Source organism: Mycolicibacterium chitae (assembly GCF_900637205.1).
In the GTDB taxonomy this organism is placed as follows: Bacteria; Actinomycetota; Actinomycetes; order Mycobacteriales; family Mycobacteriaceae; genus Mycobacterium; species Mycobacterium chitae.
Genome location: NZ_LR134355.1, coordinates 4242992 through 4257875, shown reverse-complemented (window position 1 = coordinate 4257875; position 14884 = coordinate 4242992). Strand labels below are relative to the sequence as shown.

The 14884-nt window shown below is 67.5% G+C and carries 13 protein-coding genes; 10 read left to right on the top strand and 3 right to left on the bottom strand.

Annotation, left to right across the window (positions count from 1 at the left end; all coding sequences use genetic code 11):
* Nucleotides 1-51: 51 nt before the first annotated feature.
* Nucleotides 52-474, top strand: a complete 423-nt coding sequence (locus EL338_RS20460) for an MmpS family transport accessory protein (protein ID WP_126335418.1) — start codon at nt 52-54, stop codon at nt 472-474.
* On the top strand, nt 471-3353 hold the full coding sequence (locus EL338_RS20455; RefSeq protein WP_126335417.1) for an MMPL/RND family transporter: 2883 nt from the start codon (nt 471-473) through the stop codon (nt 3351-3353). Before EL338_RS20460 ends, EL338_RS20455 begins: the two co-directional genes overlap by 4 nt.
* Before the next feature lie 13 nt (nt 3354-3366).
* Here EL338_RS20455 and EL338_RS20450 read toward each other — a convergent pair whose 3' ends face one another.
* Nucleotides 3367-5391, bottom strand: coding sequence for a prolyl oligopeptidase family serine peptidase (locus tag EL338_RS20450; RefSeq protein ID WP_126335416.1), 2025 nt, complete (start codon nt 5389-5391; stop codon nt 3367-3369).
* 50 nt (nt 5392-5441) lie between these two features.
* Here EL338_RS20450 and EL338_RS20445 point away from each other — a divergent pair, with 50 nt between their 5' ends.
* From EL338_RS20445 to EL338_RS20425, 5 genes are all read left to right on the top strand, one after another.
* On the top strand, nt 5442-5933 hold the full coding sequence (locus tag EL338_RS20445; RefSeq protein ID WP_126335415.1) for a DUF779 domain-containing protein: 492 nt from the start codon (nt 5442-5444) through the stop codon (nt 5931-5933).
* Nucleotides 5934-5998: 65 nt separating this feature from the next.
* Entirely contained in the window at nt 5999-6277 is a 279-nt protein-coding gene (locus EL338_RS20440) for a putative holin (protein ID WP_126335414.1), read from the top strand.
* Nucleotides 6270-6857, top strand: coding sequence for a hypothetical protein (locus EL338_RS26295; protein ID WP_235666227.1), 588 nt, complete (start codon nt 6270-6272; stop codon nt 6855-6857). Before EL338_RS20440 ends, EL338_RS26295 begins: the two co-directional genes overlap by 8 nt.
* A gap of 49 nt (nt 6858-6906) precedes the next feature.
* A complete protein-coding gene (lpdA, locus tag EL338_RS20430) occupies nt 6907-8301 on the top strand; it encodes a dihydrolipoyl dehydrogenase (protein WP_126335413.1) in 1395 nt (464 codons plus the stop codon).
* Nucleotide 8302: 1 nt separating this feature from the next.
* The gene (locus tag EL338_RS20425; RefSeq protein WP_126335412.1) at nt 8303-9238 is read left to right on the top strand and encodes a hypothetical protein; all 936 of its coding nucleotides are present in this window, start codon (nt 8303-8305) and stop codon (nt 9236-9238) included.
* Here the strand turns inward: EL338_RS20425 and EL338_RS20420 are convergent.
* Together EL338_RS20420 and ramB are read right to left on the bottom strand one after the other, a co-directional pair.
* Nucleotides 9235-9744, bottom strand: a complete 510-nt coding sequence (locus tag EL338_RS20420; protein WP_235666560.1) for a carboxymuconolactone decarboxylase family protein — start codon at nt 9742-9744, stop codon at nt 9235-9237. The genes EL338_RS20425 and EL338_RS20420 overlap by 4 nt on opposite strands.
* Before the next feature lie 71 nt (nt 9745-9815).
* Nucleotides 9816-11237, bottom strand: a complete 1422-nt coding sequence (gene ramB / locus EL338_RS20415; protein WP_126335410.1) for an acetate metabolism transcriptional regulator RamB — start codon at nt 11235-11237, stop codon at nt 9816-9818.
* 131 nt (nt 11238-11368) lie between these two features.
* On the opposite strand from ramB, the gene EL338_RS20410 reads away from it, so the two are divergent.
* The 3 genes from EL338_RS20410 to EL338_RS20395 all read left to right on the top strand — a co-directional run bounded on the left by EL338_RS20410 (nt 11369) and on the right by EL338_RS20395 (nt 14736).
* On the top strand, nt 11369-12190 hold the full coding sequence (locus EL338_RS20410) for an acyl-[acyl-carrier-protein] thioesterase (protein ID WP_126335409.1): 822 nt from the start codon (nt 11369-11371) through the stop codon (nt 12188-12190).
* Between the two features lie 282 nt (nt 12191-12472).
* Nucleotides 12473-13759, top strand: a complete 1287-nt coding sequence (gene aceA / locus EL338_RS20400; RefSeq protein ID WP_126335407.1) for an isocitrate lyase — start codon at nt 12473-12475, stop codon at nt 13757-13759.
* A gap of 161 nt (nt 13760-13920) precedes the next feature.
* Nucleotides 13921-14736 carry a 3-hydroxybutyryl-CoA dehydrogenase gene (locus EL338_RS20395; RefSeq protein ID WP_235666559.1) on the top strand — a complete coding sequence of 272 codons (816 nt, stop codon included), beginning with the start codon at nt 13921-13923 and terminating at the stop codon, nt 14734-14736.
* Nucleotides 14737-14884: the final 148 nt, after the last annotated feature.

Below are 14884 nucleotides of genomic sequence, written 5' to 3'. Positions count from 1 at the left end.
AAACCGCGCACCAGCCGCGTCTGCCGGCATCACCTCGGGGGGACGCGGACGATGCTGAAGGTGATCATGCGCATCTGGCTGCCCGTCATGATCGTGCTGGCCGTGGGGGCCGGCGTGCTGGTGGTCTCGCAGCTGCGGACGGTCTTCGGCGCGGAACCGGTGCTGGTGACCCCGATCGGCGCCGATACCGCGGAGAAGTTCGTTCCCAAGGTCGTGACCTACGAGGTGCTCGGTTCGGGCACGGCCGTCGTCAACTATCTGGACCTGGACGGCAAGCCGGTGCGGGCGGGGACGGTGGCCCTGCCGTGGACGCTGACTCTGGAGACCACGGCGCCCTCGGTGGCGCCCAACGTCATCGCCCAGACCAACGGCCAGGCCGTCACCTGCCGGATCACCGTGGACGACGAAGTCAAAGATGAGAGGACGGCTACGGGCGTGAACGCGCAGACCTACTGCCTGGTGAAGTCCGCATGAGCGCCCCGGTTGACGACACGCCGACGGCCCCGATTCGCGAGCGCCGGGCCTGGCTGCCGCGGCTGATCCGCATCTTCGCGCTCCCGATCATCGTGGGCTGGGTCGTCATCATCGGTCTGCTCAACACCACGGTGCCGCAGCTCGAGGTGGTCGGCAAGCAGCGCGCCGTGTCGATGAGTCCGCAGGACGCGCCGTCGATGATCGCGATGAAGCGCATCGGCACCACCTTCGAGGAGTACGACACCAGCAGCTCGGTGATGATCGTGCTCGAGGGCGAGGACAAGCTGGGCGTCGAGGCGCTCGAGTTCTACCTGCAGATGGTGGCCGATCTGCGCGCCGACACCGAGCACGTGCAGTACGTGCAGGACCTCTGGTCCGATTCCTTCACCGCCGCGGGTGCGCAGAGCGTCGACGGCAAGTCCGCCTATACCCAGGTGTACATCTCCGGCGACCAGGGCGAGACCTTGGCCAACGAATCGGTGCGAGCGGTTCGCGACATCGTCGTCAAACACCCGAGGCCAGAGGGTGTCGAGGTCTACGTCACCGGTTCGGCGGCGACGACCACCGACCAGAACGTCGTGGGCGACGAGAGCATGCGGACCATCGAAATGCTCACCTTCGGCGTCATCATCATCCTGCTGTTGCTGATCTACCGGTCCGTCACGACGACGCTGGTGCTGCTCAGCATGCTTGCGATGGGATTGCTGGGCGCCCGCGGTCTGATCTCGTTCCTGGGCTACCACGGTGCCTTCGGCCTGACGACCTTTGCCACCAACATGGTGGTCACCTTGACCATCGCCACGGCGGTCGACTACGGGATCTTCCTGGTCGGCCGATATCAGGAGGCGCGCCGGTCCGGCAAGGACCGAGAGTCGGCGTACTACGAGATGTTCCACGGGACCGCGCACGTCGTGGCGGCCTCCGGATTGACCATCGCGGGAGCGACCTTCTGCTTGAACTTCACCCGGTTGCCCTACTTCGAGAGCATGGGCACGCCCATGGCCATCGCGATGGTGTTCGGTATCACGGTGGCGTTGACGTACGGCCCCGCGATCATCTCGGTGGCCAGTCGGTTCGGAAAGATCCTGGAGCCCAAGAAGGCGCAGGGCCAGGGCTGGCGTCGCGTCGGTACCTCCACCGTCCGCTGGCCGGGCGCGTTCCTCGTGGTCGCCCTGGCGGCCTGCATGGTGGGTCTGCTTGCGCTGCCCAGCTATCACACGACCTACAACGACCGGCTGTACCTGCCCGACGACATCTCGGCGAACATCGGTTACGCGGCGGCCACCCGGCACTTCTCCGAGGCGCGGATGAACCCGGACGTGCTGATGGTCGAGACCGACCGCGATCTGCGAAATCCCGCGGGCTTCTTGATGATCGACAAGATCGCGAAGGCGCTGTCGAGGGTCGAGGGCGTCGCGCAGGTGCAGGCCATCACCCGGCCCGACGGCAAGCCCATCGAGCACACCACCATTCCGTACATGATCGGCCAGCAGGGCGTCGGTCAGCTGATGGCCAACGACTACCAACAGGGCGTCATCGACAACATCCTGGCCCAGGCCGACGAGATGCAGCACACCATCGACTCGATGGAGCGGATGAACTCGATCACCCGCGATCTGTCGGTGGTCGCGCGGAACATGGCCGACAAGATGAGCGACACCTCCCTGACCCTGCAGGATGTGCGCGACAGCCTGGCCGACTTCGATGACTTCTTCCGGCCCATGCGCAACTACTTCTACTGGGAGCCACACTGTTTCAACATTCCGGTGTGCTGGTCGATGCGTTCGATCTTCGAAAGCCTCGACGGCATGTCGACCATGTCCGATGATTTCCAGGACATGGTTCCCGACATCGACCGGATGGCGGATCTGACACTGGAGATGACCGCGGTGATGCCGGGGATGATCCAGTCGATGAAGAACCAGAAGCAGATGATGTTGAACCAGTACCAGGTTCAGCGGGCTCAGCAGGACCAGACGATCGACCAGCAGGAAGACAGCGCCGCGATGGGCGAGGCGTTCGACGAGGCCCTCAACGACGACTCGTTCTACGTTCCGCCGGAGGCGTTCGACAACGCCGACTTCAAGCGCGGCATGGAACTGATGATGTCTCCCGACGGACATGCCGTGCGGTTCACCATCATTCACCAGGGCGACCCGATGACCGAGGAAGGCATCTCCCGCATGGAGCCGCTGAAGAAGGCGGCAGCCGCGGCGATCAAGGGAACACCCCTGGAAGGGTCGCTGGTCTACCTCGGCGGCGCCGCCGCGATGTTCGACGACATGCAAGAGGGCGCCGATTACGACCTGCTGATCGCGGTCACTGCGGCCCTGCTGTTGATCCTCGTCATCATGATGATCATCACCCGGGCCCTGGTCGCCTCGTTGGTCATCGTCGGGACCGTAACGTTGAGTCTGGGCACCGCCTTCGGTGTGTCGGTGGTGCTGTGGCAGCACATCATCGGCATCCCGCTGCACTGGATGGTGCTGCCGCTCTCGGTGATCATCCTGGTGGCCGTCGGGGCGGACTACAACCTGCTACTGGTGTCGCGCATGAAGGAGGAGATCCACGCCGGCCTGCGTACCGGCACCATTCGCGCCATGGCCGGCACCGGCCCCGTGGTGACCGCCGCCGGCCTCGTGTTCGCGCTCACCATGGCGACGATGGCGGTCAGCGACCTGATCGTCATCGGGCAGGTCGGCACCACCATCGGCATCGGCCTGATGTTCGACACCTTCGTCATCCGAGGCCTGATGACGCCCTCGGTCGCGACGCTGCTCGGACGGTGGTTCTGGTGGCCGCTGGCGGTGCGGCAGCGGCCCCGGCCGTCGCCGTGGCCCAAGCCGATCCAGCGCGACCCCGAGGATGCGCTGAACTGAGCGGCGCGGCGGCCTACTCGGCCGCCGCGGTGCCCAGCATCCGGTGCAGGAAGTTGTAGCTCAGCGCGGACTTGAACGCGGTCTGGGCGTTGTCGGCCGCGCCGGCGTGCCCGCCCTCGATGTTCTCGTAGTAGCGCACCCGGTGCCCGGCGGCCTCGAGCGCGGCGGTCATCTTGCGGGCGTGCCCCGGATGCACGCGGTCGTCCCGCGTCGAGGTGGTCATCAGCAGCTCGGGGTAGTCGGCGTCGGCCGAAATATTCTGGTAGGGCGAGTATTCCGCCATGAACTCCCAGTCCGAGGGCTCGTCGGGGTTGCCGTACTCGGCCACCCAGGACGCCCCGGCCAGCAACAGATGGAACCGTTTCATGTCGAGCAGCGGCACCTGGCAGACCAGCGCCCCGAACAACTCCGGATACCGGGTCAGCATGACACCCATCAGCAGGCCCCCGTTGCTGCCGCCCTGGGCGCCGAGTTGCTCGACGGTGGTGATGCCCTTTGCGACGAGATCGGTTGCCACCGCGGCGAAGTCCTCGTACACCTTGCGCCGGTTCTCCCGCATCGCCTGGGTGTGCCAGGTGGGTCCGTACTCGCCGCCGCCGCGGATGTTGGCCAGCACGTAGGTGCCACCGCGCGCGAGCCACAGTCGGCCCAGCACGCCGTCGTACCCGGGCGTGCGCGCCACCTCGAAACCGCCGTAGCCGCCCAGCAGCGTCGGCCGCGGCCCGTCGGCGTTCGACGGACCCACCACGAAGTAGGGGACCGCGGTGCCGTCGGCCGAGGTGGCGAAATGCTGCACCACGCCGATCTCCTCGGCATCGAAGAAGGCCGGCGCGGCCTTGATGGGCTCCAGGGGGTCGCCCACCGTCCCGTACAGCAACTGCGACGGCGAGGTGAAGCCGCTGGAGTCGAGGAACACCTCGTCGGAGAGTTCATCGGTGGCCACGATCACGGTGTTGGTGTTGTCCGGGATGCCGGGCACCGCGGTGCGTTCCCAGGAACCGGGCGTGACGACCTCGACCCGGCTGGCCACGTCGGCCAGGGTGACCATCACCAACCGGTCGCGCGTCCAGGCGTAGTGGTGCAGGGCGGTGTGCGCATCGGGGGCGAACACCGTGGCCAACGTCGCTGTGCCGGCGAGAAATTCGTCGTAGTCGGCGGCCAGCAGCGACCCGGCCGGGTATTCGGTGGTGCCCACGAACCAGGGGGAGCGCAGCTCGATCAGCAGCCAGTCCCGGTGCACCGACACCGAGGCGTCGGTGGGTGCGTCGATGCGGATCAACTCGTCGCCGCGCAACTCGTAGACCTCGTCGTTGAAGAAATCCACGGCGCGACGGATGAACGTCCGCTCGTACCCGGGGGTGCGGTCGACGGCCGCGGCGGCGATGACGTCCTGCTGCGAGGCGGAGAACACCGTCGCGGCCTCGGCCAGCGGCTGTCCGCGCTGCCAGCGCTTGACCAACCGCGGATAGCCGGAGTCGGTCAGCGAGTCGGGCCCGAAGTCGGTGCCGATCAGCACCGTGTCCGCGTCAGCCCAGGTGATGTGCGTCTTGGCCTCGCCGACCTCGAAGCCGTCGGACACGAATTCCTTGGTCCCCATGTCGAACTCGCGCACGATCGCGGCGTCGGAGCCGCCCCGGGACAGACTGACCAGGGCCCGGGTGTGGTCCGGCTCGATGACGTCGGCGCCGGCCCACACCCAGTTGGCGTCGTCGGCGGCGGCCAGCTGGTCGACGTCGATGAGGATCTCCCAGTCGGGCGTCTCGGTGCGGTACTGCTCGAGGGTGGTGCGCCGCCACAGGCCGCGGGGGTTGGCCGCGTCGCGCCAGAAGTTGTAGAGGAACTCGCCGCGCCGGCGCACATACGGGATCCGGGTGTCGGTGTCGAGCACCTCGAGCGCCTCGGTGCGCATCTGCTCGAACCGCTCGTCGCACAGCTCGGCCTGCGTGGGCTCGTTGTGGGCGCGCACCCAGTCCAGGGCGGCCTCCCCGGAAACGTCTTCGAGCCAGAGGTGCGGGTCGTTCGCCGTTGCGTCAGCCATGTCGCCATTGTCCCGACCGGATCAGTCCCGACGGGATTAGGGTGGGGTGCATGGCGGTCCCTCCGCGCGTCCTGATCACCAGCAGCGCCGCCAGCCAGCTCGCTGCGCTGCAGCAGCGGCACGGGCCGGTGATGTTCCACCAGTCCGGCGGCTGCTGCGACGGCTCCTCGCCGATGTGCTACCCCGACGGGGACTTCATCGTCGGGGATCGCGACGTGCTGCTCGGCCTGCTCGACGTGACCGCGCAGCGCCAACCCGACGGCGTGCCGGTGTGGATCTCCGGTCCCCAGTTCGACGCCTGGAAGCACACCCAGCTGGTCATCGACCTGGTCTCCGGGCGCGGCGGCGGGTTCAGCCTGGAGGCCCCCGACGGGGTGCGGTTCCTGTCGCGGGGACGCGCGTTCTCTGAGGCCGAGGTGGCGACGTTGGCGCAGGTCCCGGCGATCACCGGCGCCGAATACGAGCGGGGGGTGGACGCACCGGGCCCGCGCGGGGCGGTGGTGGCCCACGCCGCAGATGTCTGTCCGATACCGAATCGGTAACTGTGTGAACCATGCCCCCCCGCTGATACGGGGTGGGGACCGCGCGGCGTCGTACTGTCGTGACCGTGATTCCCCTTCCGAGGGCGTGGCAACTGACCGGCGCGATGCTGATCGGCGCCGCGGTCGGCGTTGTCCTGGGTGTGCTCGCGACGCTGCAGGTGCAGGCGTCGCTGCGGCCGGACGCCGTCATCGCGCTGGTCCTCGGAGTCCCGACCGTGCTGGGCCTGCTGTTCATCTTGACCGCGAGCCGACGCTGGATGACCGTCGTGGGCGCGTTCACCCTGGCGATCGCGCCGGGCTGGTTCGCCGTGCTGGTCCTGATCCAGGTGGTGCATGGTGCCTGAGTCGAAATCACCCTGGTTCACCCCGGCGCAGCGCCTCGACACCGGCGAGATGCCGCTCACCGAGCCGCACCCCGCGCCCATTTTCGACACCGGCCCGCATCCCGAACCGTTGAGCCTGTGGGGCAGCCCAGAGGAGGCCGCCGAGGCCGAGGCCGCACTCGACCGCGCCGAACGCGACATCGCCGAGGACCCGGACCTCACCGCCGCCGCCGACGACGGGGTCGTCACGCGGTCGGAGCCGGTCCCGGTGCCGGCGCAGCCCACCGCCGTCCCGAGCCAGCTGGTCCACGTCAAATGGTGGAAGTTCGTCCTGGTCACGCTGGCGGTGTGGGCGCCGGCGGCCGCGGCCGGGGCCGGCCTGTACTACTGGTGGTTCCAGGCCATGGACAAGGGCGGACCCGAACTCGCGGTGCTGCTGATGGTCATCGTGTGCACCGTCGCGGGGCTGTTGCTGGCCATGGTCGAACACCGCCCGCTGGTCTCGGTGACCTCGATCGCGGTGATGACCGCGCCGTTCGCCGCCGGTCTGGCCGCCGCGGCGCTGTACGGGATGTACGTGTTCGGCTGGATCACGCCCTGAGCACCCAACCCTGGACGGGGGAGCGCGGCCGCCTACTAGGCTGAGGGACGTGACTCACTTTGACGTCGTCGTGCTCGGAGCTGGCCCAGGTGGTTACGTCGCCGCCATCCGCGCTGCGCAACTCGGACTGAAAACCGCCATCGTCGAACCGAAGTACTGGGGTGGTGTGTGCCTGAATGTGGGGTGCATCCCGTCCAAGGCGCTGCTGCGCAATGCCGAGTTGGCGCACCTGTTCACCAAGCAGGCCAAGGCCTTCGGCATCAGCGGTGAGGCCAGCTTCGATTACGGTGCGGCTTTCGATCGCAGCCGCAAGGTGGCCGACGGCCGGGTGGCCGGGGTGCACTTCCTGATGAAGAAGAACAAGATCACCGAGATCCACGGGTACGGCAAGTTCACCGGGGCCAACACCTTGGAGGTGGCGCTCAACGAGGGCGGCACCGAGAGCGTCGAGTTCGACAACGCGATCATCGCCACCGGCAGCAGCACCCGCTTGGTGCCGGGGACCTCGCTGTCGGAGAACGTGGTGACCTACGAGAACCAGATCCTGTCCCGCGAGCTGCCGTCGTCGTTGATCATCGCCGGGGCCGGTGCCATCGGCATGGAGTTCGCCTACATCTTCAGCAACTACGGGGTCGACGTCACCATCGTGGAGTTCCTGCCGCGGGCGTTGCCCAACGAGGACGCCGAGGTGTCCAAGGAGATCGAGAAGCAGTACAAGAAGCTCGGTGTGAAGATCCGGACCGGGACCAAGGTCGAGTCGATCACCGACAACGGGTCGTCGGTGACCGTCGCGGTCAGCAAGGACGGCAAGAGCGAGGAACTGCAGGCCGACAAGGTGTTGCAGGCCATCGGTTTTGCGCCCAATGTCGAGGGCTACGGGCTGGAGGCCGCCGGGGTGGCGCTGACCGACCGGCAGGCGATCGGCATCGACGACTACATGCGCACCAACGTGGGCCACATCTATGCCATCGGCGATGTGACCGGCAAGCTGCAGTTGGCCCATGTCGCCGAGGCCCAGGCCGTGGTCGCCGCGGAGACCATCGCCGGTGCGGAGACCCTGGCGCTGGGGGATTACCGGATGATGCCGCGCGCGACGTTCTGTCAGCCGCAGGTGGCCAGCTTCGGGTTGACCGAAGAACAAGCCAAGGAAGAGGGCTACGACGTCAAGGTGGCCAAGTTTCCGTTCACCGCGAACGGCAAGGCGCACGGGCTGGGGGATCCCACCGGATTCGTCAAGCTGATCGCCGATGCCAAGTACGGCGAGCTCATCGGCGGGCACCTGATCGGCCCGGACGTCTCGGAGTTGCTGCCCGAGCTGACCCTGGCCCAGAAGTGGGACCTGACGGTCAACGAATTGGCCCGCAACGTGCACACCCACCCGACCCTGTCGGAGGCCCTGCAGGAATGCTTCCACGGCCTCTCCGGGCACATGATCAACTTCTGATATGCGATCCGCGGCAGTCTTCGCAGCGGCAGCCATCGCGGCGCCGTTCTCGTTGTGCGTGGCGGGGCCCGCGGCGGCCGCCCCGGGGGCCCCGGACCTCAGCGCGTACCAGCCGGCGCCCGTCGAGCGCTATCTGGACACCTCCGCCAACGGCGGCGAGGTGTACTTCCAGACGCCCGACGGGCTGCTGTGCGCCATGCGGCCCGCGCAGGGCCGCGCTGGCTGCGACGGGCCGCTGCCCGGAGCGCCGACCGCGGCCAACGAGATCGTGTTGTCGGGCGACCAGTACAGCCGCGGCCTGCGCGCCACCGCGACACCGCAGTTCGTCAAGCCGACCGGCGGCGCCGCACGGGTGCTCGAGGTGGGGCACAAGATCACCTTCGCCGACTTCGAGTGCGCCGTCGGCGAGGGCCCGAAGACGGTGTGCACCAAGGGCACTCCGCCCTCGGCGTGGATGACGGTGTCGGCCGACGGCACCGGGATCGGGCCGCGCACCGCGGGCCTGCCCGCCGACGTGCCCGACCCCAACGACTTCATCGGCAGCGACGACAGCTACCTCGTGGGCATCGGACCGAAGAACGTGTTCCCGGTGTTCAGCGTCAGCGGTGGACTCACCTGCAAGATCGGCATGTTCAGTGGCGGCGAGATCGCTTGCGACGGTGAGCTTCCGGGTGTCGACAACGGTGACAACGAGGTGTTCACGCGCGTCCCGGGGCCGGTGGGTACCCGCAAGGCGGGCAGCCCGCCGTTCAGCACGCCGGCCTATCCGGGCCCCGTCCGCGAGTTGCCGGCCGGTCATCGCATCGATTCTCACGGCGGCACCTGCATGGCGCTCGAGGACGGCGGTGTCGCGTGCCTCGCGGCGGTCGGCGGCCCGCCCCAGGGCTTCGTGGTGACCGCCGAGGACACCGAGACCTTCGGCGGACAGCCCGGCTAGTCCGGGAAGTCCATCGGCAGCTTCAGCGTGTTCATGGTCGCGGCCAACGTGTCGTATTGCCCGGCCAGCATGCAGAATTCGATGAGCTGCTTGGTGTTCAGCTGGGCGGCCAGCGTGGCCCAGGTCGCCGCTGTCACGCCCCGGTCCAGGACGAACTCGTCGGTGGCGCGCAGCAGCGCGCGCTGACGGTCGGTCAGGCCCTCGGCGTCGGGGCCGGCGAAGATCTTCTGCTGCAACGCATCATCGAGGCCGCGGCTGCGCGCCAGGCGGCGGTGCTGCTGCAGTTCGTACTCGCAGTCCCGCAGCGAACCCACCCGCAGGATCACGGTCTCGGCGTCCTGACGGGACAGCCGCCCCCAGTACAGCAGCACCCCGGAGAACGGCAGCCAGGACCAGAACAGCGCGCTGTGCCGGGACAACGCGTTGAACAGGTGGAACTGCGGCGCGCGGATGCCCCGCGCGCCGAGCCGGCAGATGACCCAGTTGATGGGGCCGACGTCGCGCACGGTGCTACTGACCGGGAAGCGGACGGGCTCGGGTTCGTGGGGCTCGGGTTCGTGGGACAAGGGACACCTTCCTAATGCTTGACCAGGTACGGGGACACGGTGCTGCGGTGTTCGTCGAGGTCCAGGGCGCGGCCCAGCGCGGGGAAGGCCCGCTGCGGGCAGTTGTCCCGTTCGCAGACCCGGCAGCCGGCGCCGATGGGGGTGGCGACCCCGCCGGAGAGGTCCAATCCTTCGGAGTAGATCAGGCGGTGGGCGTGGCGCAGTTCGCAGCCCAGGCCGATCGCAAAGGTCTTGCCCGGCTGGCCATATCGGGCCGCGCGGCGTTCGACGGTGCGCGCCACCCACATGTAGTTGCGCCCGTCGGGCATCTCGGCGATCTGCACCAGGAGCTTGCCGGGGTGGGCGAACGTCTCGTAGACGTTCCACAGGGGGCAGGTGCCGCCCGAGGAGGAGAAGTGAAAACCGGTGGCGGACTGACGTTTGCTCATGTTGCCGGCGCGATCGACCCGGACGAAGGAGAACGGCACGCCCCGCATGGAGGGGCGCTGCAGCGTGGAAAGCCGGTGGCAGATGGTCTCGTAGCTGGCCGAGTAGAACGCCGAGAGCCGTTCGATGTCGTAGCGGAACCGCTCAGCGACGTCATGGAATTGGCCGTAGGGCAACACCACCGCGGCGGCGAAGTAGTTGGCCAACCCCAGCCGTGCCAGCGTGCGGGACTCGGCACTGGTGAACTTGCCCTCGTCGACCTTCTCGTCGATCAGCGCGCCGAACTCCAGGTAGGCCAGTTCGGTCGCGAGGCGGAACACCTGCTGGCCGGGGGACAGGTGCGCGCTCATCTCCAGGGTCTTGGTTTCCGGGGTGTAGCGGTGCAGCACCGTCTCGCCGAGGTCGATGCGCTTGACGATCCGCACCCCGTGCAACTGGGACAGCCGCTGGGCGATGTCGCCGGCCAGGTCGCCGCGGTGCATGCGGATGCGGACGGTGAGGTCCTCTGCGGCGGTGTCCAATTCGTCCAGATAGTTCTGGCGTTGATAGAAGTAGTCGCGCACCTCTTCGTGCGGCATGGTGATGGCTCCGCTACCGCTGCCCTCGGCGTTGAGGTTGAACCGGCCTTCCGTGGCGGAGGCCAGCTGGGCCTTGGTCCGGCGGTACCGCTGATGCAGGTGGACCATGGCCTTCGCCAGTTTCGGGTGCGCGCCGACGAGCTCGGCCACCTCGGCGAGGTCCACCTCGAGGTCCAGGTCGCGGTCCAGGGTGACCTCGCGCAACTCGGCGATCAGCCGGGTGTCGTCCTGGGAGGCGAAGAACGTCGCGTCGACCCCGAACACCTCGGTGATGCGCAACAGCACCGGCACGGTCAGCGGCCGCACGTCATGCTCGATCTGGTTCAGGTAGCTCGGCGAGATCTTGAGCAGCTGTGCCAGCGCTGCCTGGCTGAACCCGCGCTCGTTGCGCAGCTGCCGAACCCGGGAGCCGACGAACGTCTTGGACACGTCGACCAGGCTACGCGGGGGTGTTAACCCGACCTTCGCAGCCTTGGCAGCTGCGCGCGGGCTAGCTGGGGCGCAGGCCGGGCTGGCATGATCGCAACCGGGTGGAGGGGCTGGTCGGTGAGGGGGAAGCGATGGCGGGAAGTGGTGCGACGGTGAGTTCGGGACTGGGTAAGACGTTGATGCCGGTGCCCGATCCGCATCCGGACGTGTTCAACCGCGAGTGGCCGCTGCGCGTCGGCGACATCGACCGCGAAGGCCGGCTGCGCTTCGATGCCGCGTGCCGCCACATCCAGGACATCGGGTCGGACCACCTGCGCGAACTCGGTTTCGAGCAGACCCATCCGCTGTGGATCGTGCGGCGCACCATGGTCGACCTGATCCGGCCGATCGAGTTCCAGGACATGCTGCGCCTGCGCCGCTGGTGTTCGGGCACGTCCAACCGGTGGTGCGAGATGCGCGTGCGCATCGATGGCCGTAAGGGCGGCCTGATGGAATCCGAGGCGTTCTGGATCAACATCAACCGGGAGACCCAGGGCCCGGCGCGGATCTCCGACGACTTCCTCGAGGGCCTGCGGCGCACCACGGAGGTGGACCGCCTGCGCTGGAAGGCCTATCTGAAGGCGGGTTCGCGCGAGGACGCGGCCGAGATCCGCCCGTATCCGGTCCGGGTGTCCGATATCGACCTGTTCGACCACATGAACAACTCGGTGTACTGGACCGTCATCGAGGACCATCTGCAGTCGCACCCCGAACTGCTCGCCGCGCCGTTGCGGGTGACCATCGAGCACGACGCCCCGGTGGCGCTCAACGACAAACTCGAGATCCTCACCCACGTGTATCCGGCCGGTTCGACGGAAATGTTCGGGCTGGAACTGTCCGACCGCGCTGTTACAACGCTCACATATGCCGTCGGGGACGAGGTCAAGGCCGTCGCCGCGCTCTTCGCGATCTAACAGTACGCTTGTCCGGTATTTATCCGGGTTGACCTGCGGCAATGTTGTTACCGGTCAGTAGCTACTGTACCGGTTCAGTTGGAAGAATCTTCGCAAACTTTGCAAGATTGTCGTCGGGCGTGGCTGAAGTTGGCATCGAAATCGGGTGGACCAGCACATATGGATGGTGGCATGGTGTTCTCAACGCACCCGTGAAGCTGACTAGGCGTTAACAATCCGGCGATCCCGGCAACGTCGCAGCGGCTTGACAGATGATCTACTCGAAATCCGCAAGGAGCCAAGATGTCGACAGTCGGCACTCCCAAGTCCCCCGAACAGATCCAGCACGACTGGGACCACAACCCGCGCTGGAAGGGCATCACCCGTACCTACAGCCCCGAAGACGTCGTCGCCCTGCAGGGCCACGTGGTCGAGGAGGCCACCCTGGCCCGTCGCGGCGCCGAGGTGCTGTGGTCCCAGCTGCACGACATGGAGTTCGTGAACGCGCTCGGCGCGCTCACCGGCAACATGGCCGTCCAGCAGGTCCGCGCCGGCCTCAAGGCCATCTACCTCTCCGGCTGGCAGGTCGCCGGTGACGCCAACCTGAGCGGCCACACCTACCCGGACCAGAGCCTGTACCCGGCCAACTCGGTGCCGCAGGTGGTGCGCCGGATCAACAACGCGCTGCTGCGCGCCGACGAGATCGCCAAGGTCGAGGGCGACACCTCCGTCGAGAACTGGCTGGCCCCGATCGTGGCCGACGGCGAGGCCGGCTTCGGCGGCGCGCTCAACGTCTACGAGCTGCAGAAGGCCATGATCGCCGCCGGTGTCGCCGGATCGCACTGGGAGGACCAGCTGGCCTCGGAGAAGAAGTGCGGCCACCTCGGTGGCAAGGTGCTGATCCCCACCCAGCAGCACATCCGCACGCTGACCTCCGCGCGGCTCGCGGCCGACGTGGCCGACGTCCCGACCGTGGTCATCGCCCGCACCGACGCCGAGGCCGCCACGCTGATCACCTCCGATGTCGACGAGCGCGATCGCCCGTTCATCACCGGTGAGCGCACCGCCGAGGGCTTCTACCGGATCACGAACGGCCTGGAGCCGTGCATCGCCCGCGCCAAGGCCTACGCGCCGTACTCCGACCTGATCTGGATGGAGACCGGCACCCCGGACCTCGAGCTGGCCAAGAAGTTCGCCGAGGGCGTCAAGAGCGAATTCCCGGACCAGATGCTGGCCTACAACTGCTCGCCGTCGTTCAACTGGAAGCAGCACCTGGACGACGCCACGATCGCGAAGTTCCAGAAGGAACTCGGCGCGATGGGCTTCAAGTTCCAGTTCATCACGCTGGCCGGCTTCCACGCGCTCAACTACTCGATGTTCGATCTGGCCCACGGCTACGCCCGCAACCAGATGACCGCCTACGTCGAGCTGCAGGAGCGCGAGTTCGCGGCCGAGGAGCGCGGCTACACCGCCACCAAGCACCAGCGCGAGGTCGGTGCCGGCTACTTCGACCGGATCGCCACCACGGTGGACCCGACCAGCTCCACCACCGCGCTCGCCGGGTCGACCGAAGAGGGCCAGTTCCACTGAGGCTTTCTCGATAGGTCAGGCGACCACCGCAGTAACCACTGAGCAGACGCAAGCTCGCCCGAATTGAGTTGTCCCACGGCGAGTTTGCGTCTGCTCGCGTCTTGAGGAGTCAAGTGAGTTCAGAACCGATCACCCGGGTGGGCGTCGTGGGGGCCGGGCAGATGGGGGCAGGAATCGCGGAGGTGTCCGCCCGCGCGGGCGTCGATGTGCTGGTCTTCGAGACCACCGACGCGCTCGCCGCCGCCGGGCGGCAGCGCCTGACGAAGTCCCTGCAGCGCGGCGTGAGCGCCGGCAAGATCACCGAGCCCGAGCGGGACGCGACGCTCGACCGGCTGTCGTTCACCACCGAGCTGAAGGATCTGGCCGACCGGCAGTTGGTCGTCGAGGCGGTCATCGAGGACGAGGCCGTCAAGACCGAGATCTTCGCCCGGCTCGACGCGGTCATCGAGGATCCCGACGCCATCCTGGCATCGAACACCTCCAGCATCCCGATCATGAAGATGGCCGCGGCGACCCAGAACCCACAGCGCGTGCTGGGCTTGCACTTCTTCAACCCGGTGCCCGTGCTCCCGCTGGTGGAACTGGTCACCACGTTGGTCACCGGCGAGGCCGCCGCCGACCGCGCCGAGACCTTTGCCGGCGCGGTGCTCGGCAAGCAGGTGGTGCGCTGTCCGGACCGGTCGGGCTTCGTGGTCAACGCGCTGTTGGTGCCCTACCTGCTGTCCGCCATCCGGATGGCCGAAGCCGGGGTTGCCGAGACTGACGGCATCGACAAGGCCGTGGTGGCCGGGCTGTCCCACCCGATGGGGCCGCTGCGGCTCGCCGACCTGATCGGCCTCGACACCCTCGAGCTGATCGCCGACAAGATGTACGAGGAGTACAAGGAAGCGATGTACGCGCCGCCGCCGCTGTTGCGGCGTATGGTCGAGGCAGGGTTGCTGGGCAAAAAGTCCGGCCAGGGTTTTTACAAGTACTAGGAAATTCGCCAACACCGCGCTTTGGCGTCTGGCCCTCGCGTTGGTTAGCCTATCGAGCGGTGGACCTTCGGGTCCGCGTCGGGAGATGCGGTCGCCGCCCGGCTGACCGCCACCGTCGGAGCCTTTGCTCGGACCCGCGCGTAGTCAA